The organism is Streptomyces ficellus, from assembly GCF_009739905.1.
Lineage (GTDB): Bacteria > Actinomycetota > Actinomycetes > Streptomycetales > Streptomycetaceae > Streptomyces > Streptomyces ficellus_A.
The window spans coordinates 1-26,954 of the sequence record NZ_CP034279.1 but is presented as its reverse complement, the minus strand read 5'-3'; the positions used below and the strand labels follow the sequence as shown (position 1 = coordinate 26,954).

Annotated in this window: 27 protein-coding genes, 1 tRNA gene and 2 pseudogenes; 17 read left to right on the top strand and 13 right to left on the bottom strand. The window is 69.0% G+C overall.

Annotated features, from left to right (window positions below; all coding sequences use genetic code 11):
* Nucleotides 1-19: 19 nt before the first annotated feature.
* On the top strand, nucleotides 20-658 hold the full coding sequence (locus EIZ62_RS32205; protein ID WP_156690679.1) for a MarR family winged helix-turn-helix transcriptional regulator: 639 nt from the start codon (nucleotides 20-22) through the stop codon (nucleotides 656-658).
* A gap of 204 nt (nucleotides 659-862) precedes the next feature.
* Here EIZ62_RS32205 and EIZ62_RS00140 read toward each other — a convergent pair whose 3' ends face one another.
* On the bottom strand, nucleotides 863-1,354 hold the full coding sequence (locus tag EIZ62_RS00140) for a MarR family winged helix-turn-helix transcriptional regulator (RefSeq protein WP_156690678.1): 492 nt from the start codon (nucleotides 1,352-1,354) through the stop codon (nucleotides 863-865).
* Between the two features lie 103 nt (nucleotides 1,355-1,457).
* On the opposite strand from EIZ62_RS00140, the gene EIZ62_RS00135 reads away from it, so the two are divergent.
* Complete coding sequence (locus EIZ62_RS00135; protein WP_156690677.1) at nucleotides 1,458-2,624, top strand: PP2C family protein-serine/threonine phosphatase; 1,167 nt, start codon at nucleotides 1,458-1,460, stop codon at nucleotides 2,622-2,624.
* A 184-nt stretch (nucleotides 2,625-2,808) separates the two neighbouring features.
* Nucleotides 2,809-2,985 (top strand): hypothetical protein, encoded by a 177-nt coding sequence (locus EIZ62_RS31815; RefSeq protein WP_167536295.1) that lies wholly within the window; start codon nucleotides 2,809-2,811, stop codon nucleotides 2,983-2,985.
* Nucleotides 2,986-3,373: 388 nt separating this feature from the next.
* Here the strand turns inward: EIZ62_RS31815 and EIZ62_RS00130 are convergent, their stop codons facing one another.
* A complete protein-coding gene (locus tag EIZ62_RS00130) occupies nucleotides 3,374-4,321 on the bottom strand; it encodes a LysR family transcriptional regulator (protein WP_156690676.1) in 948 nt (315 codons plus the stop codon).
* Nucleotides 4,322-4,392: 71 nt separating this feature from the next.
* On the opposite strand from EIZ62_RS00130, the gene dapA reads away from it, so the two are divergent.
* Nucleotides 4,393-5,316 (top strand): 4-hydroxy-tetrahydrodipicolinate synthase, encoded by a 924-nt coding sequence (dapA, locus tag EIZ62_RS00125; protein ID WP_156690675.1) that lies wholly within the window; start codon nucleotides 4,393-4,395, stop codon nucleotides 5,314-5,316.
* A gap of 175 nt (nucleotides 5,317-5,491) precedes the next feature.
* Here dapA and EIZ62_RS00120 read toward each other — a convergent pair whose 3' ends face one another.
* Nucleotides 5,492-6,073 carry a TetR/AcrR family transcriptional regulator gene (locus EIZ62_RS00120; protein ID WP_156696102.1) on the bottom strand — a complete coding sequence of 194 codons (582 nt, stop codon included), beginning with the start codon at nucleotides 6,071-6,073 and terminating at the stop codon, nucleotides 5,492-5,494.
* Nucleotides 6,074-6,170: 97 nt separating this feature from the next.
* Between EIZ62_RS00120 and EIZ62_RS00115 the strand changes: the two genes are divergently transcribed.
* From EIZ62_RS00115 to EIZ62_RS00105, 3 genes are all read left to right on the top strand, one after another.
* A complete protein-coding gene (locus EIZ62_RS00115; protein WP_208827715.1) occupies nucleotides 6,171-6,617 on the top strand; it encodes a VOC family protein in 447 nt (148 codons plus the stop codon).
* A 431-nt stretch (nucleotides 6,618-7,048) separates the two neighbouring features.
* Complete coding sequence (locus EIZ62_RS00110; RefSeq protein ID WP_167536294.1) at nucleotides 7,049-7,315, top strand: DUF6199 family natural product biosynthesis protein; 267 nt, start codon at nucleotides 7,049-7,051, stop codon at nucleotides 7,313-7,315.
* 577 nt (nucleotides 7,316-7,892) lie between these two features.
* The gene (locus EIZ62_RS00105) at nucleotides 7,893-8,978 is read left to right on the top strand and encodes a hypothetical protein (protein ID WP_156690674.1); all 1,086 of its coding nucleotides are present in this window, start codon (nucleotides 7,893-7,895) and stop codon (nucleotides 8,976-8,978) included.
* A 251-nt stretch (nucleotides 8,979-9,229) separates the two neighbouring features.
* Here EIZ62_RS00105 and EIZ62_RS00100 read toward each other — a convergent pair whose 3' ends face one another.
* From EIZ62_RS00100 to EIZ62_RS00075, 7 genes are all read right to left on the bottom strand, one after another.
* Nucleotides 9,230-10,456 (bottom strand): alpha/beta hydrolase family protein, encoded by a 1,227-nt coding sequence (locus EIZ62_RS00100; RefSeq protein WP_156690673.1) that lies wholly within the window; start codon nucleotides 10,454-10,456, stop codon nucleotides 9,230-9,232.
* Between the two features lie 981 nt (nucleotides 10,457-11,437).
* On the bottom strand, nucleotides 11,438-12,190 hold the full coding sequence (locus tag EIZ62_RS00095) for a hypothetical protein (RefSeq protein ID WP_156690672.1): 753 nt from the start codon (nucleotides 12,188-12,190) through the stop codon (nucleotides 11,438-11,440).
* Complete coding sequence (locus tag EIZ62_RS00090) at nucleotides 12,172-12,750, bottom strand: hemopexin repeat-containing protein (RefSeq protein WP_167536293.1); 579 nt, start codon at nucleotides 12,748-12,750, stop codon at nucleotides 12,172-12,174. The genes EIZ62_RS00095 and EIZ62_RS00090 overlap by 19 nt, the downstream gene beginning before the upstream one ends.
* Nucleotides 12,751-12,853: 103 nt before the next feature.
* A complete protein-coding gene (locus EIZ62_RS31810; RefSeq protein ID WP_167536292.1) occupies nucleotides 12,854-13,072 on the bottom strand; it encodes a hypothetical protein in 219 nt (72 codons plus the stop codon).
* A 132-nt stretch (nucleotides 13,073-13,204) separates the two neighbouring features.
* Nucleotides 13,205-13,384, bottom strand: coding sequence for a hypothetical protein (locus EIZ62_RS00085; protein WP_156690670.1), 180 nt, complete (start codon nucleotides 13,382-13,384; stop codon nucleotides 13,205-13,207).
* A gap of 93 nt (nucleotides 13,385-13,477) precedes the next feature.
* The gene (locus EIZ62_RS00080; RefSeq protein WP_156690669.1) at nucleotides 13,478-13,660 is read right to left on the bottom strand and encodes a hypothetical protein; all 183 of its coding nucleotides are present in this window, start codon (nucleotides 13,658-13,660) and stop codon (nucleotides 13,478-13,480) included.
* Between the two features lie 347 nt (nucleotides 13,661-14,007).
* Nucleotides 14,008-16,428, bottom strand: a complete 2,421-nt coding sequence (locus EIZ62_RS00075; protein WP_156690668.1) for a S8 family serine peptidase — start codon at nucleotides 16,426-16,428, stop codon at nucleotides 14,008-14,010.
* 259 nt (nucleotides 16,429-16,687) lie between these two features.
* On the opposite strand from EIZ62_RS00075, the gene EIZ62_RS00070 reads away from it, so the two are divergent.
* The 9 genes and pseudogenes from EIZ62_RS00070 (at nucleotide 16,688) to EIZ62_RS00025 (ending at nucleotide 24,687) form a co-directional block, all read left to right on the top strand.
* Complete coding sequence (locus tag EIZ62_RS00070) at nucleotides 16,688-17,482, top strand: AfsR/SARP family transcriptional regulator (RefSeq protein WP_167536291.1); 795 nt, start codon at nucleotides 16,688-16,690, stop codon at nucleotides 17,480-17,482.
* A gap of 510 nt (nucleotides 17,483-17,992) precedes the next feature.
* Nucleotides 17,993-18,094, top strand: a pseudogene (locus tag EIZ62_RS32095) (transposase); the annotation flags it as partial.
* A 64-nt stretch (nucleotides 18,095-18,158) separates the two neighbouring features.
* Nucleotides 18,159-18,455 (top strand): annotated as a pseudogene (locus EIZ62_RS32875) (transposase); the annotation flags it as partial.
* Nucleotides 18,456-18,767: 312 nt separating this feature from the next.
* Nucleotides 18,768-20,798, top strand: a complete 2,031-nt coding sequence (locus EIZ62_RS32200) for a UvrD-helicase domain-containing protein (RefSeq protein ID WP_425281866.1) — start codon at nucleotides 18,768-18,770, stop codon at nucleotides 20,796-20,798.
* A gap of 140 nt (nucleotides 20,799-20,938) precedes the next feature.
* Nucleotides 20,939-21,226 (top strand): helix-turn-helix domain-containing protein, encoded by a 288-nt coding sequence (locus tag EIZ62_RS00045; protein WP_156690665.1) that lies wholly within the window; start codon nucleotides 20,939-20,941, stop codon nucleotides 21,224-21,226.
* Entirely contained in the window at nucleotides 21,223-22,809 is a 1,587-nt protein-coding gene (locus EIZ62_RS00040; RefSeq protein ID WP_156690664.1) for a helix-turn-helix domain-containing protein, read from the top strand. The genes EIZ62_RS00045 and EIZ62_RS00040 overlap by 4 nt, the downstream gene beginning before the upstream one ends.
* Complete coding sequence (locus EIZ62_RS00035) at nucleotides 22,809-23,381, top strand: transcriptional regulator (protein ID WP_156690663.1); 573 nt, start codon at nucleotides 22,809-22,811, stop codon at nucleotides 23,379-23,381. Before EIZ62_RS00040 ends, EIZ62_RS00035 begins: the two co-directional genes overlap by 1 nt.
* Nucleotides 23,382-23,442: 61 nt before the next feature.
* Nucleotides 23,443-23,516: transfer RNA gene (locus EIZ62_RS00030), tRNA-Met, on the top strand.
* A gap of 541 nt (nucleotides 23,517-24,057) precedes the next feature.
* On the top strand, nucleotides 24,058-24,687 hold the full coding sequence (locus tag EIZ62_RS00025) for a hypothetical protein (protein ID WP_156690662.1): 630 nt from the start codon (nucleotides 24,058-24,060) through the stop codon (nucleotides 24,685-24,687).
* Here the strand turns inward: EIZ62_RS00025 and EIZ62_RS00020 are convergent, their stop codons facing one another.
* On the bottom strand, nucleotides 24,688-25,350 hold the full coding sequence (locus EIZ62_RS00020; protein ID WP_156690661.1) for a hypothetical protein: 663 nt from the start codon (nucleotides 25,348-25,350) through the stop codon (nucleotides 24,688-24,690).
* A 77-nt stretch (nucleotides 25,351-25,427) separates the two neighbouring features.
* On the opposite strand from EIZ62_RS00020, the gene EIZ62_RS00015 reads away from it, so the two are divergent.
* On the top strand, nucleotides 25,428-25,826 hold the full coding sequence (locus EIZ62_RS00015) for a hypothetical protein (protein WP_156690660.1): 399 nt from the start codon (nucleotides 25,428-25,430) through the stop codon (nucleotides 25,824-25,826).
* A 77-nt stretch (nucleotides 25,827-25,903) separates the two neighbouring features.
* Here EIZ62_RS00015 and EIZ62_RS00010 read toward each other — a convergent pair whose 3' ends face one another.
* Both EIZ62_RS00010 and EIZ62_RS00005 read right to left on the bottom strand, forming a co-directional pair.
* Complete coding sequence (locus EIZ62_RS00010) at nucleotides 25,904-26,191, bottom strand: hypothetical protein (RefSeq protein WP_156690659.1); 288 nt, start codon at nucleotides 26,189-26,191, stop codon at nucleotides 25,904-25,906.
* 20 nt (nucleotides 26,192-26,211) lie between these two features.
* The coding region (locus EIZ62_RS00005; RefSeq protein ID WP_156690658.1) for an ImmA/IrrE family metallo-endopeptidase at nucleotides 26,212-26,954 on the bottom strand (743 nt) is incomplete at its 5' end.

Below are 26,954 nucleotides of genomic sequence, written 5' to 3'. Positions count from 1 at the left end.
AATAGTTGTCGCGCGGCAAATGTACCCCGGCTCCGGTGGTGCGGGAACCCGCTGCGGGAGGCAGGTATGTGGCGGCCAATGCCGGGCACCTGCAGGGCAAGAAACGGGCGTGATTCCCGGGTGGTACGCGAAGGACAGCCCAGGCGGCACGCGAGTGGCAGCCCAGGCGAACAATCCCAGACGGACATGTGGGACAGGCGTGCAGGAGAGCAGGGCGGCGGTCCGAGGCGAGGCCGATGCGACGAAGGCGGCAGCCACGTTGGTTGCCCTGTGGGAGTTTGTGGCCTTGTGTGCTCCGGGCCCCGTCCCCTTCCTCACGCTACGGGCCCTGGCGGCGGTGGAGCGGTCCGCGGCGCTGGGGGTGACCGAGCTGGGCAGGATTCTGGGCATGACGCCGGCATCAGTCAGCCGTCTGTGTGGGCGCCTGGAGGATGCAGGGTTTCTCGACCGTCGCCTCCACGCCGGCGACCGCCGGAGGGCGGTTCTCGTACTGACGCCCGCGGGCGCCGCGGCTGTGGAGGAGTTGCGGGCGGACTACGAGGGCGCCATCGCGGCAGCGCTTCCTCCGTCCGACGCCCAGCTCCAGGCGGTCAAGGAGGCGTGCGACACCTTCCGGGCGAACCTGGAACGGGTAGCGTCCCTGGGTGGAGGCGCCTAGGGGACACCCGAAGCGCGGGTCTCAAGCCGCGCGGTGCGAAGGATAGACAGTTACCTCGGCGCAACAGTTGTCGTTTGACAAGTGTGCGTGCGAGGAACACTCTTACCTCATGCTGGCCTCAGGGTGCCCCACCCCGCGGGCACGCCCGAGGAGCGAAGGCAGGTGAACCAGTGAAGCGGACGACATGCCGACCGTGCCCGACGGTCAGGCGGACTCCGCTGCGTCACCGGCGGCTTTGGTGGCGGCGCCTTCGAACGCGACCCGGAAGCCGCTCAACCCGGCCGCGAGCGCTGCGCGCTCCGCGGGTGGCATGGCGGAAATGACCTCGAGAAGTGCGGCTTCCCGGCGCGATCGCAGGTCCCTCAGGTAGCTTTCGCCGCGGCTGGAGAGGCGCAGCTCCAGTTCCCGCCGACTGGATGAACTGGGGGTCCGCTCCACGAAGCCAAGGGCGTCGAGCCGGTCGCACATCCGGCTCACCGACGACGGCGCCGATCCCAGCACCTCACCCAGAGTGCGCAGATTGATGGGCTGATCGCGGTCCAGGACGTACAGGGCGCGCAGCTGCGAAGACGACACCGGGGCCGGCGACGCCATGTGGCGCCCCTTGCTCCAGAGGACCTCGAGCAGCTCAATGACCTCGCGGGCGGCGCATGCGGCAGCATCCCGGTCAGCGCCTGAAGAAGTCTCGGAATGCATGCCCTCAACTGTGACACTTAGCGACGGCCTTGTCAGTCTCTGCGACATAAGAGGCCATACGCTCCTTTTTGATCATTCTTCCTGAACAGGTGGTAATCGAACGGTGGACAGATTCTCGGCTGTGGAACGCGCGCTGAGGGGAGCAGCTCCGCACGCGCTCTACGAAGCGGTACAGGATGCGCTCACCACCCACTACACGGCCGTCTCCGTCGACCTGCTCATGGCCGATTACGCGATGACCATACTGCAACCGGTCAACGCCCTTCCTTACACCGCTGAGCCGGTCTCCGTACACGCCAGCGCCCCGGGGCGTGCCTTCGGGTCCCAGCAGCCTCATGTGGAACGCCCTGCCCGCGCCACCCATGTCATCGCCCATTTCCCCGTCAGTGTGCGCGGAGACCGCATCGGTGTCCTCACGGTCCGCCTCCCCGAAGATCAGTACAACCAACAGACCGAGCGAGAACTCCATGAGATCGCGGAAGTCCTGGGACACGAGATCGCCGTAGCCGAACGCGACACGGACCTCTACCTCCAGGCCCGCCGGGCGAACAGGCTCACCCTCGCCGCCGAAATGCAATGGCAACTCCTCCCCGGCCGCTCCTGCGCACGACCCGAGTACGAGATCGGCGCACAGCTCGAACCGGCCTACGCGATCTACGGTGACAACTTCGACTGGTCCGCCTCCGCCGATCACCTGACCCTGACCGTGACCAACGGCATGGGCGAGGGCATCGAGGCCGCGCTCCTGACCAACCTCGCCATCAATGCCCTGCGCAACGCCCGACGAGCCGGATTGTCACTCGTCGACCAGGCCTTCCTGGCCGACCAGGCCATCTACGGCCACTACCACGGAGCGGCCCACCTCTCCGTTCTCCTCCTGCGCTTCGACCTGGCGACCGGAGAGGTGGAGATCGTGGACGCCGGATCACCGAAGATGTGGCGCCTGCGGCAGGGCAAAGCCGAGCCGATCGAACTCGAAGCCCAGCTTCCCCTCGGCATGTTCGAAGACACCATCTACGCGGCCCAGCCGTTCACCGTCCTGCCCGGTGACCGTCTCTTCTTCCTCAGCGACGGCGTCTACGACGTCGCCTCACCGGCCGGCGAGCGCTACAGCGAAACCGCGCTCACGCGAGCGATGACCGCCACCCGCCTGCTGCCCCCGTCCCAGGTCCCCCGCGCGGTACTCCACGAACTCGCCGGCCACCGGGGCCCCATCGACGCCGACGACGACGCCATGGTCGTCTGCCTCGACTGGCACGGCCGCCGATAACTCCCGCTTCCCGCCGGCACACCTCTACTGCCTGCCGCATGCGGGACACTCAGCCGCGCGCCTCACTCGCGGATGCTGCCCCCAGGATGACTGGACAGCCCTGCTGACGAAAGCACGTCATGTTGGCAGCATCTAGTCGCCGGCAGGGGGCAGATGGGTGTCATCGCTGAGGGAAGGGACACTCATGCTCGGTATAGCGGCAGCGGTATTGTTCTTCATCGCGTTCGTCATCAACGCCGGCGACATCACCACCAACGACGTCTTCTCATCGACCAACATCATGCTCATCGGGCTGGGGTTGCTGGCTCTGCACGTGGCCGGTGTGGGCGGCACCTGGTCCGGCCGGTCTCGTCGACGCTGAGGCGTCGGGGGTGGTGGCGTCGCCACCACCCCCGACCACCTTCACCTTTACGGCACCGTCATCGAACCGGCACCGACTCCTGCCGCGTCGACGGCACACGGGCCCGGGCAGGCAGACCATGGCGGGCTGACGGCCCCTTAACCGTTGGACTGCTGGTCACTCGGCCCGTGACCAGCGCATCCACGTGCGCGCGCTTGCCCGCGAGCCCCCCATCTCGGCGGCTACGCACGTGACACCCCGGATGGGTGGGGCTTCTGCGCCTGCGTGGGTGTGAGCGAACCGGGCACGGAAATGTGCCGCCCTCAGGGCCCCGGCCGCACGCCACGAACCGGCGGCGGTGCAACGGGGAGCGAGCCGGCGGGAGAGCCGCCCATCCCCGACCCACGCTTCATGGCGCAGCGTTTGATGTGGCACTGCCCAAGGCGGTCACCGCGGCCCGTGCCGCCGTCACGAACGCGGCGATCGCCGGATGGGTGCCGCCTCCCGCGCGGAAGGCGACCCGGGAGCGGCGGAAGAGGGGGAGCCGGGTCAGGACTACGCCCTCCGGTGCTGGGTCGGCTGCCATCTCCGGTACGAAGCCTGCGCCTTGCCCGATCGCGGCCAGGGCCAGGACCGTACGGAAGTCGTTGACCTGGTGACGGATGCGCGGCTGGAAGCCGGCCGCCTGGCAGGCGCGTACGGCCATCGCGTGCCCGGTCGTACCGTCCCGTGCGGTGATCCATGGCGAAGTGGCCCACGGTCCGAGCAGCTCCGCCAGCGTGCCACCACGGACATCAGAGCGCGCGACCTGGCCGGTGCGGTCGGCGCCGCCCGTGGCAAGGAACACCGGCTCCTCCAGCAGTGGCACCTGCTCGATCGCGGTGTCGGGTGACGCGGGGACGAAGTCGTAGTCGTGAACGAGCGCCACGTCGAGTTCGCCGGCTCGCAGAGTGTCGGAGACCCGAGCCGAGTCGATCTCCCGCACCATCGGCTCGAGTGTGGGGTGCTGCAGGGCCAGCTCGGCCAGGGCGGCGGGCACGATCGCGGGGCCGCCGGAGGGGAACGTACCGATCCGCAGCGACCCGCCGATGCCCTCGCGGGCGCCGGCCAGCTCGGAGACCGCCCGTTCGAGACGTTCGAGAACGGCGTCGGCGTGCGCGGCGAGGGTCCGCCCCGCAGGCGTGAGTACCACCCGCCTGCCGCTGCGCTCCAGCAGGGGCACCCCCGCCTCGCGCTCGAGGACGCTCAGCTGCTGGGAGACGGCCGAGGCGGTGTAGGCCAGGGCCTCTGCCACGGCCGCGATGGTGCCGCGTCGGTCCAGTTCACGCAGCAGGTGGAGGCGTCGCACATCGAGCATAAGGACAGCTTACGTATGAGCCAAGAAGCCTGAACTGGTTCTACTGGGTTGTCCTGGGTGAGGCTGGTCGCATGAAGACCGACATCGATCTCCGTGGCCTGTTCGTCCCGCTGGTGACGCCGTTCACCGAAGATCTGCGCGTCGCTCCGGACGCCCTGGCCCGCCTCGCCGACGAGGCCCTTTCCAGCGGTGCGCGGGGACTCGTCGCTCTGGGGACGACCGCGGAGGCGGCCACGCTGACGGCCGAGGAGCAGCAGACCGTGGTCCGTGTCTGCGCGGCCGCGTGCCGGGCCCACCGCGCTCCGCTGATCGTCGGCGTCGGCACCAATGACACGGCCGCCGCCATCACGTCACTTCGCCGGCTCGCCGAGGACGGTGACGTCACCGCGGCGCTGGTGCCCGCGCCTCCTTACACCCGACCCGGTGAGGCGGGAACGCTGGCGCACTTCACCGCCCTCGCCGAACACGGCGGCCTGCCGCTGGTCGTGTACGACATCCCCTACCGCACGGGCCAGCCCCTCAGCCCCGGCGCGCTCCGCACCCTCGCACATCTTCCGGAAGTCGTCGGCGTCAAGTACGCCACCGGGTCGATCGACGCCGCCACGATGGAACTGCTCGGCCGGCCGGATCCGGGCTTTGCGATGCTCGGCGGCGACGACGCCGTCATCTCGCCCCTGTTGGCGGCGGGCGCTCATGGAGGCATCCTGGCATCGGCGAATATCTGTACCGCCGATTATGCCGAGTTGATCGCTTTGTGGCATGGCGGGGCCGCTGGTCCGGCCCGCCGTCTGGGGGCCGTATTGGCCCGCCTGTCGGCCGTGCTCTTCGCTGAGCCGAACCCGGCTGTGATCAAGGCGGTGCTGTATGCCCGGGGCCGCATCCCTGCCCCGGCCGTCCGTCTGCCGCTGCTCGCCGCTTCTGGGGATGTTGTCCGCCGGGCGCTGGAGGTGGTTAGGGCTCCTGTTCACCGAGGCCAGGAAGGGGCCCTGATGTGACGTAAGCCCGCGTGGTTCCTCCCGTGGCGGCGAGTCGGCTTGTGCCCGGCGACGGTGCCGGCCACCGCCTTGCTGACGGGCGACGCCGGTCTCCTCAGAGCTGACCGGGGCGCGGCGTTGACGCGGTGAGCCTTCGCCGCACCGACCCGCGCGCATGGTGTGGGCGCGTGGGGGGTCAGGCCGGGGTGCGCAGTCCCGCCAGGAGCCGGTCGAGTGCCACTTCCGCGGCCTGGGTGTCCCCACCTCGTGCGATCCAGAGCGCGGCCTCGTTCATCGCCCCCGAGAGCAGCCGGGTCAGGGGCTGCGCCGGCTGGCCGGTGATGATGCCGGCCTCGGTGAGCGCGGTCAGGGCCTCGGCGAGGTGGCGGGCGGAGGCTTCCTCGTCCTGGGCGCGCCATTCGTCCCAGCCCAGGACGGTCGGTGCGTCGGTCAGCAGGATCTGCCGCACGGCCGGGTCGGTGCCCGCTTGGAGGAAGGCCCGGCAGCCCGCCCGCAGCTGCTCCCAGAGGTCTTCGTGCCGTTCGGCTTCGGTCGCGACCCGCTCGCCCAGTTCCTGCTGCACTTCGCGGACGACGGCCCGGAAGAGCCCGGCTTTGCTGTCGAAGTGGTGGTACGCGGCCCCCTTGGTCACCCCCGCGGCCCGCGCGACCTCGGCCAGCACCACATGGTGGTACCCCTCGGCGGCGAACCGTCGCCGTCCTTCGTCCAGCAGCGCCCGCCGCGTGGCCGCCCGCTGCTCCGCCCGGCTGACCGTCATCGTCCGCACCGCCCTTTCCCTTTCGCGTACCGGGGGTATGCTAGCGCCACGACTCACATACCCGGGGTATGTGAAAAGGGACTGGAGAACCACTGTCATGACCAGCGAACCCACGACCGTGCCCAACAGGCTCAGCGGCTTCTACCCGGTGCTCGCCAGCCGCGACGTGGCGGCTTCCCGCGACTTCTACACCCGCCACCTCGGCTTCGGAGTGACCTTCGAGGCCGACTGGTACGTCAGCCTGCGCCGCTCCGACGCCCCGCACTACGAACTGGCCCTCCTCGGCCACGCCCATCCGACCGTCCCCGAAGGCCACCGGGCCGCGCTGCAGGGCGGATTGCTGCTGAACTTCGAGGTGGACGACGTCGACTCCGAGTACCGGCGACTCGTGACGGGGGCGGGCCTGCCCGAAGTTCTGTCACTGCGTACGGAGGAGTTCGGCCAGCGCCATTTCATCATCGCCGCCCCGGACGGTGTACTGGTCGACGTCATCACCGTCGTCCCGCCCAGCAGGCAGTACGCCGCGCAGTACACCAACGCCTGACAGACGGCCGCCCTTCCCGCAGGGCGCGCACAGTGAAACCGGGCTGCCGCTGGGCGCCGCCGATCGGCAGGCGAGCGGGCGCGGCGCCCGGGCCGGCTGCCGGCCGTCTGCCGGTACGCTGCCGGCCGTCTGCCGGTACGGCGATGCGGACCACACCACGACGGCCGGAGAGCCGTGCCGGGGAGCGGCGGACGGTACGCACGCTTAAGACGCGGTGGTGAGCGTCTGGCCGCTCGGCATTCCTGCGCACTGTCCCCCCTCCCGGCGGACTGGCCCGCAGGGGCGCCGTCGTGGAACCGACCCCTGCCGGATCCCCAACCCGGGCGTCCTTGACGACCGACCCGGCCGAGTGGCGGCTGGACGGTGTACTCAACCATCCACCGGACGACATCCTCCGTTATCGGTGGGGGAGTTCGGGCATCAGAGGATTCATGGATTACTACGCGGTGGTGCGGGTCGCTGCGGGCGGCGACGGCGGCAATTTCCTCCTCATTCCGTTCCTGGGCCTCTTTCTGGTCATGGGCCTGGTCCAGGTCATACGTCCGCAACTGCTGTGGAAGATGAACAGATCCCTGCAGCGGGGCTGGGTGAAGAACCCGGACGCCACCGAGCCCACCCGCAAGGGGTACACCATGGACCGGGCGATCGGGGTGCTGGTCGTAGCCTTCGTCATATGGATGCTGGTCCGGCAGTTCTGACGCCGGTTTAGGGGCTGTCGTGGCCGGCAGGTGGCCCGTGTCCGGCTCCGCCGCTTGGTGGCGGGGCAGCCCCCGGGCTGCCCCGTGTTGCGCACAGTCAGCCGGTTTGGGGACGCCACCGGTTGTCGTGCGCGGGTTCGGTCCTGCTGTGCCACGCCAGTGCCTCGCTGATCGGGCGGGGGCGGTTTCGGGTGGCCAGGGCCGGTGCCTTGAGCATGCCCCCGGCCGTATGCGCAATGGTCGCAGCCACTTCGCTGGCGGGTCTGGACGGGCTGCGACGCCCCTTGTGTCGGGGGAACGCGTCATCCCCGAGCGCACGGCTTCCCACCGGGAGGATCTGGTGGTGCTGCCCCTGCGCCCATGATGCCCATTGCTCGGCCGGACCCGGGAGAACGTCCGAAAGCGTGAGTGTCCAGCGTCGATGTCGGTGTTACCCGGGGAGCAGCCGAGCGGCGCCCGCAGCTTGCGGCGGACCACGGACCACGGACCACGGCCACGCTTCGCTGGAGCCGTCAGCCTCTGGACTTCCTACCGGCGCCTGGAGGATCCTCGCAGGGTGTTCTCTCGCGGAAGTGCCGTGCAGAACGAAGCGGTCGGTCGTCAGATGACAGCCTTTTTCCAGCAGCTTGATCGCAGCAAGCGTGGTGATCCGGAAGCCGTGGCACAGGCGTATGGCCGCTATGTGCTGCGTGCGTCGTGGGTGCGTGATGAGGTGACGCTGCGGGACCGGCGCAGGTTGGAGGGTGTTCCCTTCTGCGTCGGGCTGGCCGCCCGGCAGCGGGACTTCACCCGGCTGACGCAACGGGTACCCCTTGTCTCGGACACGTTGCTGCTGTCGCACAGCGGTAACGGCAACTTCATCCGGCTCGGCGCCGTGGGAGGGGGTGACAGTCAGCCGTTCGACCCGGTGGACGCGGTGCCGCTCGGTGCGGCCCAGTCCCGGCCGCCGGCTGCGGAGCCGTACGGCATGTTCTGCCCGGATCCCGGCAAGCTGGGACGCTGGGTGCTGGAGGCGGAGCCGCTGTTGCGGGCAGGGCTGGTGTGGTATCTGCCGACGTACGGCCGCCCCGGGAACGACCGCCGGGGACACCGGCGAACACGCGGCCCGTACACGGGACCATCCGCGGTCGATTTCCTGGTGCGCAACGGCCGTGCTGTGGAGACAGCCACGGCGCGGCCCCTGACGGGCCCCCTGGTGCGCCCGGTCCTGGAGATCGATCTGCCGTTCCTGGCCGGGGTCGGGCTGCGGGACTTCGCTCAGATCACCGTTGAGGAGTTCGATTCCTACACAGCGTTCCGCGCCTTCCTGCGCCTGGCGTTGCTGCGCATGGACGACGCCATGGACTGCGTGCAGTCCGAACGTGCCCTCTACGTACTGTCGCAGGAGATCAGCGAGCACGTACACGGCCTGCGGGCACAGATGACGCAGGCCCGGCGCACGCGGGCCCTCGCCACCACGGGCGCGGTGGTGGGAACGACCGGAGCGGTCCTTGTCGCGGTGTATGGACCTGCTCTGGAATCAGCACTCACGGTCCTCGGCGGAGGCGGCGGCGTCCTGGGTGTCCTGGGCGCCCTGGTCGCGGAGAAGGGCAGCCGCAGGCCCACCCACAATCCCTGGTACTACGTCTGGGCCCTGCAGAGAAAATCCACCGGGCGCCGCTGAGCTGGATTCTCCGGCTGCAACCAACGCCGGAGCGATCCACCGTGCCCGGGGTGGACACGATGGCCGCCCTCTTGCACACCTGCTTCCCCGGAAACGGACAGGACCTTGGGCGTTACGTCATCGGCCTCGGCCGCATCGAAAGGGGCGGTGGCCGTCCTGCATCAGCCCAAGGTCCTGTCCGCCGCAGCTCCCGGTCACCGCCTTGATCGAGGGCTGTCCGTTGTGAAGGGCCGCCGGCGCAGCGTGCGGCCTTACCGCCCGGGGTGGTTGAACCGTACCTCCGGGTTGTCCGCCGCGGGGCCGTCGAGGAGCGGCTGGGGCCGGCCCCGCAGGTGCAGGTCGAAGAAGGCACCCGTGTAGGTGCGCACCACGCCGATCGCGCGTGCGGCCGGGATCGTCGGCTGCGCGTCCGGGTACGGCACGCGCAGCTGGTCGAAGAGGACGGGCACGTCCGAGAAGGTGAAGTGGTGTGCTCCCGTCACCGCGAGCCACCGCTTCCACCCGTCCAGGTTCCGCCACGCGGCGTCCCAGGTCGCGTCCTCGCCTCCCGGCTGGTGGGCGGCGTCGTCCGTGCCGAACATCAGGAACGGCCGTCCACCGAGCCCCTGCTCCGGTACGGGGTCCCCGAAGGCGCCGTCCATGTTGACGCCCGCCCGGACGCGGTGATCGTTCGCCATGACGGAGGCCGCCGCGGCACCGCCCAGCGAGTGGCCGGCGGCCCCGATACGCTGCCGGTCGATGAGGCCGGCGTATCGCCACGCCGGGCGCGGGCCGGTCAGCCGGTCGAGAACGAACGACAGGTCCCGTCCGCGGTTGACGGTCGCCTTGCGCATGTCCTCTGCTGTCTCGGCCTTCCGGCACGCCACACAGGTCAGTACGCGCCCGCCGGGGAACACCGTCCCCGACGACTCGTAGGCGTGGTCCACCGCGGCGACCACGTAACCGCGGCTCGCCAGGTCCTCGGCGAGCGTGGTCAGGGTGAACCGGGGCGCCCCGAAGCCGGGGGAGAGGAGCACCAGCGGATGCTTCCCGGGCTGCGGGCGGGCGTGGAGGGAGCTGTGGGAACGCGTGGCGCTCAGCGTCTCCACGACCGCCTCCTCGCGCACCCCCACCTCCGCGAGGAGCAGCTGCGCCTCGCGCCGGTCCGCGTACCGGGAGGGTGCGGCCGCCGTGGAGCGCGCGGGGTAGTACAGGTCCACCATCAGCTCGCGCCGGCGCTCGGGCATCCAGAGGTCTGGCCGCGAGGGGTCCACGAGGTGGAGAGCCGAACGGCCCACCTCCGCCCGGCCCGTGGGCTCGGGCAGCAGCACACCGGTGGCCGCGGGGCGGGCGGGGCCGGAGGCGGGAGCGGTCGTGGCGGCGGCGGCGGATGCCGGGACGGCCGGAGCTTGTGCGAACGCCGCCGGAGCGGCTGTGGCCAGGGTGAGGAGGGCGACGACCGCGGCGGTCGCCGGGCGCAGTGTGCGTGACGTCTTCATGGAAGTGACGGTAGAAGCGCGCGGGCCGGCCGTCATCGGCCGCTGGTCTCCCTCCGGTACGACCACAGGTGGATCTTCCGTGTCCGTCCCGGCTCAACCACGTGGGTCGGAGGCGAGTTGCTTTCAGACCCGGCGCTGCAGCCCGGGATCCGCATCACAGCCGGGTGCCTACCCAGCGGAAGCATCAGCCCGGTGGATCGCCCTCGAGCAGGGCACGGGTTCAGTCCACCTCGACGCCGTCACCGCCGGCCTCACCATGCCCTGGTGTTCCGGCGCCGTCGAAGGACACATTCACCGGGTGAATATGCTCAAGCGAGCCATGTACGGCCGAGCCTCGTTCGACTCCTCGGACCTGGATTCTCACCCAGCCAGGGAACTGTGACTCGTGCCGCGCCTCATGCGACGAGCCTGGTGGCAAAGGCCGCTGTGTCAGCGATCCTGGGCCGGGTGGCGGGTCTCCTGGCTGCCTAGGGCGTGTTTCGAAAGTCCCGTCTGGCCGGGAACGCCCGGCACGCACGCTCGCGGCGTTGTCGGCCGTCGGCGCAGCCCGCTGCGCTCTCCGACCTCCGCCTTGCGATCGCACGCCCCAGACGCCCCCGGCCCCGCCCTCCGGGCGGACGACGCTACTTTCGAAACACACCCTAGTAGGGGTGGGGGCGCTGGGCCTGGGAAGCCGCACGATCTTGGAGCCTGCAGGACTCACCGGCCCGGGCGCCCCCCGGAGGAAGCCGCGGTGAGATCGGACCGTTCACAGCCTGCCAGGCGAAGGACTGTTGCGCAGCCCCTCTCCGGTCTGACAGGGCCGGTATGGAGATAGCCGCATGACGATCGCGGCGGGTGCTTTCCCCAGGAGCTTCGAAGGCCGTGTCTGAGGGCACAGTCACTCCCTGGAGGTGGCCGGCCGGTCCCCGTCGTCGTTTCCGCCCAGCAGCACCAAGGCCTTTGCCTGCCACAGCGATGAGCCCGTCTCTCGTGGCCAGGTCATGCCCGTGTACGTCCTACCTGCATGTGGATGTGGTTCTGGTGAGCTGCGCGCAGGTGGGGGTCTCCCCCGTAGTCGGGGTAGATGACGAATCCCGAGCCCCCAAGGTCCGGCACGGGCCACTTGTTTCCGACGCCGATGCCGTTGGCCTCACATTCGAACGTCGCGTACCGGAAGGCGGTGGAGAAGAGGGAGAAGGCCAAAGGGTCGACGGAAGGCGATATCCGCACGCTGGGCCCGTTGGGCAGGGAGCCCCAGTGTGTCTGTACGGACCTGTGGAACGAGGTGCCGGCTACCTTGCCGACCAGGCCGGAGAAGTCGAGGGCGCGCCCCTGGTTGTGGCAGTCATTGGGCGGTCCGGAACCGTGGCCGATCCCGAGGTGAAGAACCTCCGCGACGTCCGGTGCGGAGGAGTTGAGCCACCTGGTGAGCCGGTAGAGCGCCATGAGCATCCGCTGGTCGATGTTGTCCATGACGTCGGCGCTGGGAGCGATCTCGTTGGTGTAGCGGATGCCATCGATCCGTGGGGGCTTCACAGCGACGCGCTGGTCTGGTTTCGGGGAGACGACACCTGCGGGGCCGTCCACGAAGGGCGGGCTTTTGAGGGTGAGCTTGCCGCGCCGGATCAGGTCCGCCAGCAACCCGTTGGCTTGGGGGGCCGTGAGAAGCCTCGCGGGCTGGAGCGCTCCTGCGGGTGTGGTGGGGTGGAACGTCGAGAGGGCGCCGCTCTCGGTTACGCGATCCTCGTCCACATCGAAGCGCTGGTAGGTGTGGTTGTGGAAGAAGTAGGCGAAGCGCCCCCTGGGTAGAGGGCAGCGTCCAAGCCGGCCGTGAAGACCCCGGGCCAGGCTGAGGCGATCTTCCGTGGGTACGCAGGGTCGACCCGGTCGGCAGTGATGTCGTAGCGGAGGTAGGAATCACCTTTGAAGAGGTAGAGCTTGCCCGTTCCCCAGTTCATGGCGGCGTCGATGCCGGCCTGCCAATTCATGCCGCCGCGTGACCCATCGGGGAGGCCCGGCCAACTGGGTGCCAGGGGGAGGGGGTGGCCGTCCGGCGGCCTGTACGCGGGGTCGACGCGATCCTTGGACTCGTCGTATCGGACGTACGTCGAACCGAGGAAGGCGTAGGCCTTGCCGGCTCCCCACCAGACGAAGGCGTCAGGTGATGTGGCCAGCCCGTCCCACGCAGCGATGGGCCTGCCGCTGGCTTCGAGGTTGCCTGTGATCCCGTCGTACCTGTCGTAGTGGTTGTCGTCGAAGAAGAGGTAGACCTTGTCGTTGGGCCAGGCAATGGCGGACTTGAGCGCGGACACAGTTCCTCCCAGCTTGTGCTTGGCCGCGGCCTGATATCGCTGGCTCCTACGCCCGCGGCCGGTGCATTTGGGGTGACAGCCAGCTGATCCGTCGAGAAACGGGTCACAGCGCCTCGCCTTCTGACACGCCAGCGACGGAGTCGTCGCACTGCTCCGGATCCACGCAGGGCCCCGGGTCACCCGGGTCGTGTCTGTTTTGACCTCCGATCTCGTGCTGCCGCCATTTGATGACGCCGTCCTCTTTGTAGGGGGACTTGATGAAGAAGGGCCTGTAGGGGACGGCTCGGTCGATCGAGCCCTGGAGGGGCAGTTTGAGTCTCATGGGTGTCTCCAGCACAGGCGCACCCCGGGGGCCTGGTCACTGAGGCCGAGGTGCCCATGGTTGGTCGCTCGGACGGCGGTCCCGCGCGGGCGGTCGAGGCGCACTGCCTCGCGCCTACGCGGGACCTTCAGGTCAGATATCGAGGATCCGGGTCAGCGTCTTGAAGAAGTTGCTCGGCTCGACGCCGGGGCTGGTGCCGGGGGAGTGGGCTGTGGTGGCGCCGGTGCGGTCGATGGGCGGTGCCTGTCGGGGCATCGCCAGGCCGGAAGGCTTCTGCCGCCTGTCCGTCACCCGTTCGGTCTGCTTGCGCATGGTCGTTCCCTTGGGGGATTAGGGCTTTGTGGGCAGTCAGCGGCGGTCCGTTGCGAGGGGCGACGGCACCGCCGCCGGCTGTCTCGTGTCGCCTCAGATGGGCAGCAGCTTCGAGAGCATCGAGGTGAGGAAGCCGCTCGGCTCGACGCCGGGGCTGGTGCCGGGGGAGTGGGCTGTGGTGGCGCCGGTGCGGTCGATGGGCGGTGCCTGTCGGGGCATCGCCAGGCCGGAAGGCTTCTGCCGCCTGTCCGTCACCCGTTCGGTCTGCTTGCGCATGGTCGTTCCCTTCGTCCGATACTGCGGAAGGCTGGAGCCTTCCCCTGGTTCATCCGAGTGCGTACGAGGCAGCGGCGGCCCTCTTGCATGTGGCATCGGTGCGGATTCCATGACCGACTCACACGTAGGCGCCTTTGGACGCGTAGCACATCTGCCGGGCCAGTCCCTTCATCTGGCTACAGCGAGCTGCTGCTTCTACGCCCGGGCCCGCCTGCGCGCCTGCCGCCACCCCAGGGGTGGACTCTCGATTCACCGGGCGTGCCTGCAGTGGCAACGCCATGCTGGAGTGCTTGTCTTTGCCGTTCATCACGAGCTTCTTTCGCTTTCGCGTGAGGAGGCGAGCGGTGTTACATGTCACCGAGGAACGTCCGGGTCGGCACCAGGCTCACACCCGGGAGGTCGCTGACATCGATGGTGTAGACGTAGGTAACCCTGGCTCTTTGGTCGTTCTCCGGGTCTATGAAGCTGATGTAGACGTCTTGGCAGTCCGAATTGGGACGGCTGAACGGGCTCTTGGAGACGGTGATGCGATCCAGCGTGTACAGGCGGTCTTCCGGCCCAGGAACGTGCTTGGCTGACAGCAGCCCCTGCATGATGTCGCTGCCGAACTGGTAGGCGTTGGTGCCGGCATAGTTCAGTGCCCTGTCCGCAGAGCTCTGCCCGAGGTTGCGGAACTGGTTGTACAGCTTGTCGAAAAGCGCGCGGATGGTCTTCTCGAGGTTGGCCTTGTCGATCCTGACGTCCCGCTCCTTGGCGTCATCGAGGACGCTGTCAGTCACCGAGTGCACCAGCTTGGCTTCATTCCAGGTTGCGATGCCACGGCTCTGTACTTCCAGAACGGGCAGTGTCATCCCGTTGAACAGCCGTGCGGTGCGGTCGGTCAGCACCCCTGGGATGGAGACCCGTGAGACGTACTCGTTGATCTCCTGCCGAGGCCGGGACTGTCCCCAGACTGCGTCGCGCAGCACCTTGTAGACGTGCGAGACCGGAGGGTACCAATGCTCGGACAGCGAAGTGGGCGGCTCTGGAGACGCTCCGGGCATGCGCGGCTGCCTGTACGTGGCATCCGACTCGTCCGGCGCGGGGGGCACGGGCCCTCCCCATTCCATGCCCACCGCGGGCTCGGCTTCGAGGACGTAGGCCGGCATCTTGTCGATCTCGAGAGTGAAGTGCAGCTTGCCGCACTCCCAGGGAGCCGCGGACAAGTAGTCGCGCATCTGCCCCGGGTCATACACGTTGGCCGGGTAGACGACCGGGCCGTCAGGACCGGGCACTTCGACGTCCGGCATCTCCTGGCGGAAGGAGTCACGACGTGCCTCGGTTCCGAAGTCGTAGTTGATGGTGCCGATGACATACACCAAGGGGCGTGGGCCGTACTGGGTCGCTGAGCACGCGGGGCGCACGCCTCCGGCCGGCAACGGTGGTCCGGCCGCCATGGTGGGAGCAGCGGGAACCGCCCCTGACGTCGTGCCGGGGCCGGGAGGCGTGGCGGCGGCGTGGAGCGAAGCCTGACGGACTTCGTCGACGATGGCCGCATCGTCGTGCTGCTCAAGCAGAGGTTGCTCGTTGTTCGCCGGCGCTGCGGCCCCGTGTGGTGTGGTGTCGCCTGCGCAACCGTTGCAAGTACAGGACGGGCGCAGGCCGTCTGACGGTACGGACCCCTGTTGCGGCGACGGGCTTGCGATCTCCGCAGGAGCGCCGAGTTCCTGTGACGGCGCGGCGGGAGGGCCTGTGGTTTCCATGGAGGTGGCTTTCTGGCTCGTGGTGGTGTGGGTAGCCCTCTGTGAGGGCTGGACGCCCGCGGTAGCGAGCTGAGGCAGCTGCTGTGGTGCGCCTATGCGGGTTTGGTCTCTCTGAGCCGCTTCTTCGCGTGCCACCGGCGTGTGGTGAGCGACGATCGACTGATAGGCAAGGGCTGCGTTGAGGTGCCCGCCCAGATGGCGGCGGCACTCAGCGTTCTCGTCAGGCAGACACGCCGGGGGAGTGGCCGTCTGCAAGATCAGCCGCCCCACGGCCTTCGGATTCGCCTCGCGACCCGATCGGACCTGTGCCGACACCAGCAGGCCGGCTACGCCCGCGACTGCCGGTGTGGCGAAACTGCTTCCCGTCAACAGGCGGTGGCCACCGCCGGGGACGGCGCCGTCGATGTCCTCCCCGGGCGCCAGGACGCCGTTGCGCTGGTAGACCGCGCCCCAGTTGTTGAATTCAAGAGGTGCCCCCACGGCGGATGTCGCACCTACGGACAACACGCTCGGCACAGCAGCGGGTACTTGCAGGCAGTCACATCCGTCGTTGCCCACCGCCGAGACGACGAGGACACCGAGTTCCTCGCAGCGCTGCAAGGTGTGGGCCAGCAGATGATCCGCCTGCCCATCGGCCGTGCGCTCACCGCCGCTGATGTTGATGACGTGCGCTCCCTCCTGCACGGCGCGCTCTATGGCCCGTGCAAGATCCACTTGCGGAACGCGATCCGGGCTCAGGTCACGGAACACGGGAAGGATCAGCCCGCGGCACCGTGGAAGCATGCCTGTGATCGGACTGGTCCCCTGGCCGAAGAGCAGGCTGGCCACATGCGTGCCATGCACCGACATGGGCCCCTGCCCGGCGGGCTCGCGCACGAGCGTGTCGATCTGCGTGACGTCGGCGCCCTGGAAACACGGGTGCGTGAGGTCGACCGGCCCGTCGAGCACGGCGACGCACACCTCGGAGGTTCCGAAAAGATCCTCCTGGGGGACTGCCACGTCCCTGAGTACCGAGCGGATCTCCATGGCGCCTTCTTTCAGATCACCTGGCCGGTGGTTTCCTGCCGGAAACTCACACGTCTGACACTCGGGCAAGCGCGTTGGCCCAACGTTGCCCGACCGCTCGAATGCGTTGCGGAAGCGTTGCTGAGATGCCCCCCAAGCGTTCCTGCCGCTGGACAGCCCTTCGCCTGCTTAGGCCAGCGGCTACCCGCCGCAGTGTCTGACCCCGTGCTCGATTCACATGCGCATGCGATATGCACTTGGTAGTTGCACAGTGGGGGTTGTGTCTGCGAAAGCCGTTCTCAAGCTGCTGAGTGGTTTCGACTTCATCTATGACGGTGGTCGGGTCACCTTGCCGCTGGCCGCGCAGCGACTGTTGGCGTTCCTGGCCCTGCAAAGTGATGGGATGCACCGAACCGTTGCCTCCGAGCAACTGTGGCCGGACTGCGACCCCTCCAGAGCCGGCGCGAATCTCCGCTCGGCTCTGTGCCAGGCCAGACGAGCACGTACAGCAGCGGTGATCGAGATAGCAGGGCCGCGCCTGCATCTGGCCCACACCGTGAGGGTGGACCTGCACGAGACATGGGCTCAGGCCCGCACCCTCGCTGAGCGTGCCTCGCCGCTGCCCGCAGCACCCGACGTCATTGTCGGCGCACTAGGCCGTGAGCTCTTGCCGTGCTGGACAGACGATTGGCTGACCCTGGAACGCGAACGGTGGGACCAGATGCGCGTGCACGCCCTGGAAAGCCTGGCGCAGCGAATGCACGACGAACAGCAGTACCTCGCAGCGCTCGAAGCCGCTCTTGTCGCCGTCGCCATCGACCCCGTTCGCGAGACTGCTCACCGGATCCTCATCGAGGTGCACATCGCTGAGGGCAACCACGCCTGCGCCGTGAAGACATACCAGGAATACCAGGCGTTCCTGCAGCGGGAACTCGGGGTGTTTCCCTCACCACAGATGATGAAAATCGTGCAGGACATCGGGATCCCCGTTCCCCCGCCAGCCGACCTCAGTCCGCCGGCAGCAGTGGCACAGGCCAGGACCCGCACAGGAGCCCGTTCCCGCACACTGGCGTAAGGAATCAGTGCCCGTTTCTCAAGTCGCTGAAGTGATCTTCTGGCGGGCCTAGGCAGTCTCGTTTGGATCATGAAGGTGAGCTGTTGCTCGGTAAGATTGATGTCCGAGGGAGAACGAGGGGGTGCGATGACGCTCGTCATCGAGCTGCGGCGCGGGGTCTCAACCGCTCGGACCGGACGGAAGGCAGGACCGCGTCCCGCAGCAGGGGCACTTGAGCGGATAGTCGTCGATGGTGAGCTCTGGGCGGCCCTGGAAACGTTGGGCCGACACCGGCTGCCCACCCTGGCTGACGTCGATCCGTACGGGGAGACCCTGCTGCGGGGTGAGGCAGTGGACCAGATGGTGCGGGAACTTGAAGGTTCAGATCTTGCTCGGCTGCGAGGCGCTGAGAGCCAGGCCGTCTCGACTCTACTGGCCTGGGGCCTGCGTTGTCGCTCTGACAAAGAACTCCGCATTGCCTTCTCGGGGGATTAGTCCGCCACTCTCCGATCATCTGATCGTTGGTCGGGCATGCCGTTGACTGACGCGCAGTGGGCGAGGATCGAGCCGTTGCTCCCGGACCGGACACCGAAGCGGGGTGGCCGCTGGCGGGATCACCGGCAGGTGATCGACGCGATTGCCTTTGCTCCCGGACCGGACACCGAAGCGGGGTGGCCGCTGGCGGGATCACCGGCAGGTGATCGACGCGATTGCCTTCAAGTTCCAGACCGGAACGCAGTGGGTTCACTTGCCGGAGAAGTACGGCAACTGGCGAGGCGTCTACAACCGACTGCGGATGTGGGCCATCGACGGTACCTGGCAGCGGGTGTTCACCGCGCTGATTGCCCAGGCCGACGCCGACGGCGACCTCAACTGGGCCGTCTCGGTGGACTCCACCATCGTCCGCGCACACCAGCACGCAGCCGGAGGCGGCCGGGGGGCGAGCCCGCAAAAAGGGGCACCGATCAGCGAACCGGACAACCACGCCATCGGCCGGTCTCGCGGCGGACTGACGACAAAGATCCATCTGGCTGCCCACGCACTACCCCGACCGAAGCGGCAAGGTCCTCCTCAACGTCGCCTTCGCGCCCGCCGCACACACCGCCCTCAGGGCAGCGGCCGACCAAGCAGCACAAACACCTCAGCGCTTCCTGGAGCTGGCCATTCACCGGGCACTGGCCCAGCACGCCGACGCCGAGGCCGACCGCCTCGAACGAGCCCTGCAGCACCTGCTCGCCCACACCACCCCAGCCCATCTCCTCGCGGCCGTCGGGCACTGCCTGACCCGCACCTCCGGAGCCGCGCCATGCTGAACCCGACCGACGAACAGGCTGCCGCGGCCGACGCCTTCCACGCCGGCGAACACCTGGCCCTGCAAGCCGGCGCGGGCACCGGCAAGACCACCACCCTGACCCAGCTCGCCCACGCCACCCAGCGCCGCGGCCGCTACCTCGCCTACAACCGGGCCATCGCCCAGGACGCCACCAGGCGCTTCCCCAAAAGCGTCCTGTGCAAGACCGCCCACGCCCTGGCCTACGCCGCCGTCGGTCACCGCTGCGCCAGCCGCCTGGGCGCCCCCCGCCGCCCCGCCTGGCAGACCGGCCAAGCGCTCGGCATCACCAAAGCCATCCGCGCCGGAGAACGCGACCTGTCCCAAAAGACCCTCTCCTATGTCACCCTGCGCACCGTGGCCCGCTTCTGCCACACCGCCGACGCGACGATCACCCGCCACCACATCCCCCAGCTGCGCGGCCTGGAAGAGCCCGGCCTGCACGCGCAACTCGCCGCGCACCTTGTCCCGTTCGCCCGCAAGGCATGGCTGGACCTGCAACACCCCGACGACGGCGCCGTCCGCTTCGACCATGACCACTACCTCAAGATCTGGGCCCTCACCCAGCCGAAGATCGACGCCGACTTCCTGCTCCTCGACGAGGCCCAGGACACCAACCCCGTCGTCGAGAAGATCTTCCTTGCCCAACGCGACCACGCCCAGCTGGTCATGGTCGGCGACTCCGCTGAGGCCATCTACCACTGGCGCGGCGCCAAAGACGTCATGGCCGGCTTCGACGGCACCCAGCTTGCCCCTTCCCGGTCCTTGCGCTTCGGCCCCCGCCTCGCCGAGGAAGCCAACCGCTGGCTGTACCTGGCCGACGCCCCCATCCGTCTCACCGGCGCCGACACCGTGCCCACCGAACTCGGCCCCGTCACCCGGCCTGACGCGGTCCTGTGCCGTACCAACGTCGGCGCCATGGCCCAGGTCATGGAGCTGCTGTCCGACGGACACCGGGTCGCGCTGGCCGGGGGAGGAGACAGCCTGCGTGCTCTGGCCCTGGCAGCCCGCGACCTCAAAGAAGGACGCCGCACCACCCACCCCGAACTGGTTCTGTTCACCACCTGGGGCGATCTGCAGGACTACGCCGCCTACGACCCCGCCGGCCGCGATCTGCAACCCCTGGTCGACCTGGTCGACACCCACGGCGCGGACGCCATCCTGGCCGCCGTGGCCCATCTCGCGCCCGAAGACCAGGCCGAGGTGACCGTCTCCACCGCGCACAAGGCCAAAGGCCGGGAATGGGCGCAGGTGAAGATCGCCGACGACTTCACCCCACCCTCCGACGGGCCGCCGCACGACACGGGGCAGGGAACCGTCCGCCGGATCGACGACAAGGAGGCCTGCTTGGCCTACGTAGCCGTCACCCGTACCCGGCACCGCCTCGACATCGGCGGCCTGTCCTGGATCAACGAGCATCCGCAAGAAACATCGGCCGATCCTCAGCCACCGCGGTGGTGCCCAGGGCGGGTTCCGGGCCTTTGGAGCCTCCGCCGGGAAGATGCACGGGGAGCAGCGTTACGGATTGCAAGGGACGGGCGGCTGCCTCTGTCGGTGACGGCGCAGGCGAGAAGCCCTCAATGGCAGCCCGCTGTCCACAGACAGCCCCCGGCAGGCTTCTTGAGCTATGGACATCAGCTCGCCGGGCATCGCCCGGAACAACAAGAAGACGCCGCGCTGCGAACGCCACGACACCCTCCTCCAGGCCGAGGAGCTCAGCGAGTTCGCGGCCCGGTTCCCGGCCGGCCACCAGGCGCAGATGGCGTTCCTCCTGGCCAGCTACGCCGGCAACGTCTCCCTGGTCGCCGCGCTCTTGGGCACTGGAGGGCGTACGGTGCGCCGCCACTGCCGTGGGTGGCCGCCACCGCCCGGGCTCCGGCTGCGCCGGGCCCTGCACCGCCGTGTCGTGGACCTCGTGTGCCCGCGGTGCCTGTCCGATCGTGCGGTGGAACAGGCGCGCCAGGCGAATCGGGAAGCCCGGCGCGCGGCCCGACGGCTTCCGCGTGATCCCGGCGGCATGGATCGCTGACACACCGGATGCCCGAGAACCTTCAGCTCCCTCAGAACGCTGAAAGCTTTTCTGCATTGATGATAGTGAAAAGCTGATGAAGATGCGTAAGTTGCATGGATTCAGGTAAGATGGTGGTATGGGATTGCGCTTGGAGGAGTCGCTGCGGCTGGCGGTGGCCGCGTTGATGCAGGTAACGGGTGAATCGCAGCGGTCGGTCGCAGGGGTGCTGGGACTGACGCAGACACAGGTGTCGCGCCGGCAGTCGGGCACCATCTCCTGGAGCCTGCGCGACGTCGACGTCCTGGCCGAGCACTACGGCATCGGCGCGCTGGATCTCCTGGCGGGTCCGACCAGAGCGTGCGAGGCGCTGCCCGCCGACAGGCGCCGTACCGCGCGGACCGAAGCAAGGGGGACGGGCCGGTGAGCGACTTCGACGCGATCGACTCGCTGCTCGACGCCGTCGGCCCCCAGGCCGAACTCCCTCCCTGCCCCGTACGCCGCGAGCTGCGGGAGCGGGCTCGGCTGTCCAAGGCACAGGTGGCACGCGCGCTCGGCGTGAGCCCCTCAACCCTCAGCGGATGGGAAAGCGGCCGGGACCCGGCCGGCGAGATCCGCACCAAATACGCCTACCTGCTGGACGGGCTGAACGCCAAGCTCGCCACCGAGACTGAGACCGAGACCGAGACCGAGGCAGCGCCGGCTGCGGAGCAGCCCGTCACGTCAGGCACGGCCGCGACCGTCACCCCCGTGTCTTCACTCGGCCTCGGCCAGGACGGAGACGGGAACGAGGACGGGGACGACGTGGAGCTGCTCGTCGCCCCCGAGCCCTGTGTGCTGTGCGGCCATCCCGCCGGACAACGCGTGGCGGGGTTCGCTCAGCACCTGACCCCGGCCGACTGCCGGCCCACCGCCACCGGAGCCCCAGCTGCCCCGCCAGCCGGACACCCCACCGCGCACACCTCGAAGGCGCCGCTGCGCACGGCACGTCCGGCGCGTGCGGTGGAGCGTTCCAAGGGCCCGGCCCGCCACGCGTTCCAGGAGACGTCCGGCCCGGTCGACCTCATCCGCGAGGCCGTGCAGGGCGCGCTTGCCGAGTACCGGGGCGACGTCGACGCAGCCACGGCGGCGCTGGTGAAGCGGGCCATCCCGGACGCGATGCGACTGCTGGACGAGACCCGTAAGGGCGCCCGCTACGACGTGATCGCGCACCCCTTGATCCCCGATATCCTCAAGAAGCAGACGGCGCGCGGCGCGGACCAGATCTGGGAAGCCCGCCCCAAGTGGACCCGTCACGAACTCCCGCCCGGCCGGCATGAGGTGACCGCGCTCGACATCAACGGCGCCTACCTCTCCGCCCTCAAGACGCACCTCCCGCTCGGCCAGCTCGAGCACTCGACCGGCCTTGCCCATGACCGCCGCCGCTCCGGAGTCCACCTGATCACCCCGCCCGAGTGGGAGCACGAGGCGGTGCTGCCCAACCCGATCGGGCAGCGGGACGAGCCCGGTCCCCTGTGGGTCACCGAGCCGACGCTCCGCCTCCTGCTGCGCCTGTCCGGCCCCAGGCACCAGCTGTGTGAGCCTCCTCAGATCCACGAGTCGTACACCTCCGGGGCCACGGAGAACCTGCTGGAGAAGTTCCGCATCGCACTGAAGGACGCCCGCGACACGGCGATCGAGCAGGGCGACACGGTGACGCTGGAGTACGTGAAGGCGATGTACTCGAAGTTCGTCTCCACGATGGGGGAGTCGAACTACAACCGGGAGCTCTACCGTCCGGACTGGATGCACCTCATCCGCAGCCAGGCCTTCGCCAATCTGTGGCTCAAGGCACTCAAGGCCCATGACGAGGGCCTGGCCGTCGTCCGGGCGATGGGCACCGACGAACTCCACGTCATCGGTGACTGGCGACGTGTCTTCGCCGAAGGCCGAGCTGTTACCGAGGTCAAGGTCAAGGACACGTACACCGCCGGAACCGACGCCGCTGAGCACGAAGGCGAGGGGGAGTAGTGCCGGAGAAGAACATCGACTTCGGACGGTTCGGCGCCCGGGGCATCAAGGGCAGCGACGCCGTCGCTCGCAAACTCGACGAACTCGCGGGCGGCATCGCCACTCCCGTGACCGCCAAGCGCGGCTGGATGGCGCGCCTGCACTACCTGACGAAGTCGCCCCAGACCCTGAAGGCCGCGCAGGACGCCGGACTCACCGTGACCCGCCGAACGCTGAAGGCATGGCTGGAGGGCAAACGCCGCCCCTCCAAGACCAGCCTGGAACGCATCGACCAGGCGTACCGGACGGTGCGCCGCCACAACGTCGCCCGCCACCTCCTCAGGCGCCTCAACCGCGACGGACGCGGCACCCGGGTGGAGATCCACCCGCTCAACCAGTCCCAGGTGCCGCAGCAACTTCAGCGCGTGGTGGAGTACCGGACGATGAACGTGCGCCGCTGGGACCGCATCGTCGGCTCCTGGGCGGCCGGCGACCACCAGAGCCTCGACGCCGCGTGGCAGGACACGATCGTCGACCTCGGCTCGCAGTGGGGCCAGTACGAGTACGTCACCAACGTCGGCTTCGCCGCATAGAGCCCGCGCCGGAAGGTGGTCTTCGGCACCTGCTGGGATGGCGTACGGTGGGGGACCCCGACGCGGGGTGGAGCAGCTCGGTAGCTCGCTGGGCTCATAACCCAGAGGTCGCAGGTTCAAATCCTGTCCCCGCTACTGCCGAAGGGGCCCGGATCTACACGATCCGGGCTCTTTCGCGATCCTGGGACGCTCTCACGTCTGCCTCCTGCCCGGCAGGAGGCCCGGCCGCCCTTGCTGCCTGCCCGGAGGTGATCGATCTCAGGCCGTTCTGCTGTGGTCTCTCTGCGGCGAACAGAGGAGTCCTCGGTGACGGTGCGCGGACCGCAGTGGCTGGTGTCTGCGCACCGTGCAGGGTTGGCATGTGCGCGGTCCGCGCTGGGATCTCGCAGCAGGTCCTGATCTGAACAAAGCCGGTCTGTGCATATTCGTCTCTGTGCATATTCGTCACCGAGCCGCCGTGCCGTGCGGGACCTGCGCCGTGGCCCAGCTGGCCCACGCGGTATGCCGCCCGCAGGCCCTGGTGCCAGGGCAAGAGCGGTAGTTCTACCGTGCGGTCGGCGACATAGCACTGTGGCAGGGAATGTGCGGGATTTTGGAACGTTTGGACGAGACGGCCGTGCCCCATTGGATGGGATAGTCGGGGCCGCCGGGTGCGGCCGAAGTCGGATGAGGCAGGGTGAACGCCATGGTGACCTTGGCCAGCCCGTCGGTGGGCACGTCGGTACGCGCAGCCTCTGCGGCCGTGCTGGATCCTGCCGCGCTGTCTGTCTCGCTCCAGCTGATGGGCAGCCAGGCGCTGCTGTTCTACCGCCTTGACGAGGAAGAATGCGCACGCCGCGCCCGCGTCTCAGCGGCCCGTCTGGACAGTCTCGATGCGCTGCAGACTCTTCTGGAGCTGCCCGTCGACGAGCCCGTCGACCTCGCCTCGCTGCCCGCACGGCTGCGTGCGGCGGTACGGCGGCTTCCGGCCGGCGCCGCCGACGTCGATTGCCGTGAGGTCACCCGGCGCGCGGTGCGGCCGCTCACCATTGATCTCGCCGTGGTGCGGGCAAGCGCCACTGGCTGGCGCGGAGGACTCGAGAAAGCCGGCCGTTTCGCCCCCTTCTGTCGGCGCGCCCTGCTGCTGGACAGCGCTCCACCGGCGGCTGAGGAGATGCTGATGGAAGCCGCCTTCTACGGCATCGGCGTCCTGGCGGCAGACGGCGAGAGCGTGGACATGCTGCTGGAACCCCGGCCCTACATCCCGCGCCGCCACACCCCCGCAGCGTGGTGCTTCATCGAGGAGTTCCACCACCGCATCGGCTAGTCACACCTCACCGCGCTCCACTCCCGCCACCGGACGTGCCGCGGACGCAGTCTGCGAGGCGACGGGGGTCTGCGCCCACTGCAGCAACTGCGCGGGCACCCTGAAGGCGCTGAACCCGGGATGGTCGAGTTCAGCATTGAGGACCGGGTAGCGGTCCACCGCGCGCCGGCAGCGCTGCTGCCACCATGCGGGCCGTCCGGCCGGCTCGACGGCGTCCATCGTTCGCAGCCACTCCATCAGCACCGCGGCGTTATGGGCGGCGACCGGCACCTGCCAGTGATTGTCGATAAAGGTGTCCAGCACGAGTCCGTCGCAGGCCGCACACCGGCACACCGGCGCCAGACCTGCGGCGAACCGCTTCGCCAGCGTCTCGCCGAGGAAGAAGTCCATCAGCTCCGGCAGCAGCACGGAGGGCGAGTTCGGTCCGCCCGTGGACCGCTTGGCGGCCTGGCCGGGCGGCACGATGTGCCGCACGCTGCTGGTGGCGCCGAAGGCGGTGAACACCGCCCCGTGGGCGAGGGCCCCGAACGCTGCGAGATCGGCACGCAACAGCGCTGTGCCAGGCACCTCCGCCAGCAGCCGCTTGAGGTTGCCCACCGCCTGGGAGAAGCCGGCCAGCGGGTCCATCTGTCCGCCGAGCATGACCGCCTTGGGGTTGGGCACGACATGAGCCAGGCGATCAGCTGCCGGACCGCGTCGTCGCGCAGCCACCCCACGTCCATGGGAACGCTGAAGAAGACGTGGGGGTCCTCCAGCTTGAGGACCTGGTGGACGGCGGCCTTGAGGGCGTCGGAGTCTTCCGCGTGCAGGTATCCGGTGGGCGTCATGGCCGCCGTCGCGCCGGCACGGTGGCCCACCTGCCCCTCGAGCGACAGCCGCAGCGGGTCGCCGAAGGCCAGCTGGCCTTTCGAGACGTCTGGGAAGGGGTCGTCCTCGCTGGCCGCCGCCACGGTGTAGACGGCGGGATCCGCGAGCAGCGGTCCGGTGAATCCTTCCTCGCGCAGTTTGCGGACCTTCGCCGCCGCCCCGGGACCGCTGACGACGAGCCCGCTGCGCACCGGATCGAGCTGCTCGCGGATATAACCGACGCGGCTCACTCCAGCCTGCAGCAGCATCCGCCCCTTCAACTGCACAGGTAAAACGGGGGTGTGAGGAGGGTAGGGGGGCTCCGCGGGATCGGAGCCGGCGCCCGGGCACGGGGAGGGGAACGACTCAGTCATGGCCTCACCTTCGAAGCGGAATCCACCGTCGCGCCTTCGCGCGGGGCGTACAGCAGCTGGAAGTCCTCGGGCAGTAGCCGGGCGCAGCGGGCCAGCTCTTCCTCGCTCATCCCTGCGGCCAGAGCGGAGCGGATCAGCCCGGGGACGTATCGGGGCCGCTCCCGGTCTATCTCGACCGGTTCGGCCGTGCGGTAGCCCAGCGCGGACATCTCCACCATCACGCTGCGGTACTGCCAATCCGTGACGAAGTTCAGACTCTGCGCCCGGCGCAGCAGCGCGGCCATCGACACCTTCCACTCCCGCTTCAGCCGGGCCAGCAGTTCCAGGTCGACGCGGGCGTGAAGGCGGAGCGGATGTCACGCGCGGGCATGAGGAACTCGGCGGCGAATTCGTCGGCTTGCCGCTCCTGCATGGCGCTGTCGCCGGGGGACTGGTGCAGGACCAGGTGCCCCAGCTCGTGCGCCAGGCTGAAGCGGTAGCGGTCTGCGGGCGCGTGGTGGTTGGCCAGGATGAGCGGCGGCTGCGTGCCGTCCCACTGGCTGACCGCATCGAGCCGGCCGCTGCCCAGATCACGCGCGACCACCAGAACTCCGGCCGTCTCCAGAGATGCGGTGAGGTCCGCCGCCGGGCCCGGCGGCATGCCCCAGGCCTTGCGGACCTGCCGGGCTGCATCCTTGGCGGTGGTCAGGGCGTCGAGCGCGACAGTGGGAATGGCCGCGGCCCGCACGCCGAGACCGGGTCGGCACGCGGCGATGCCCTGCAACTGAACCCGTGTCAGCGCGAGATGGGCATGTTGGCGCCGAAGGGCGGAGACGGTCAACGACGCACGCTTGCGGTGGTGGACGAGCCCCACGCCGACCCCATGCACCTGCGGATCCAGACACAGCAGCTCCGGCGGATACCCCAGCGCCGCCGCATAGAGCTCCAGCCGCTCTCCTGAGACCGCCAGCCGGCCGCTCTCAGCGCGGCTCACATACCCCTGCGACACCACCGCGTCACCGCCGGAGGCCTTCGTCATCGCCTCAGCCACGTCGGCTTGTGTCATGC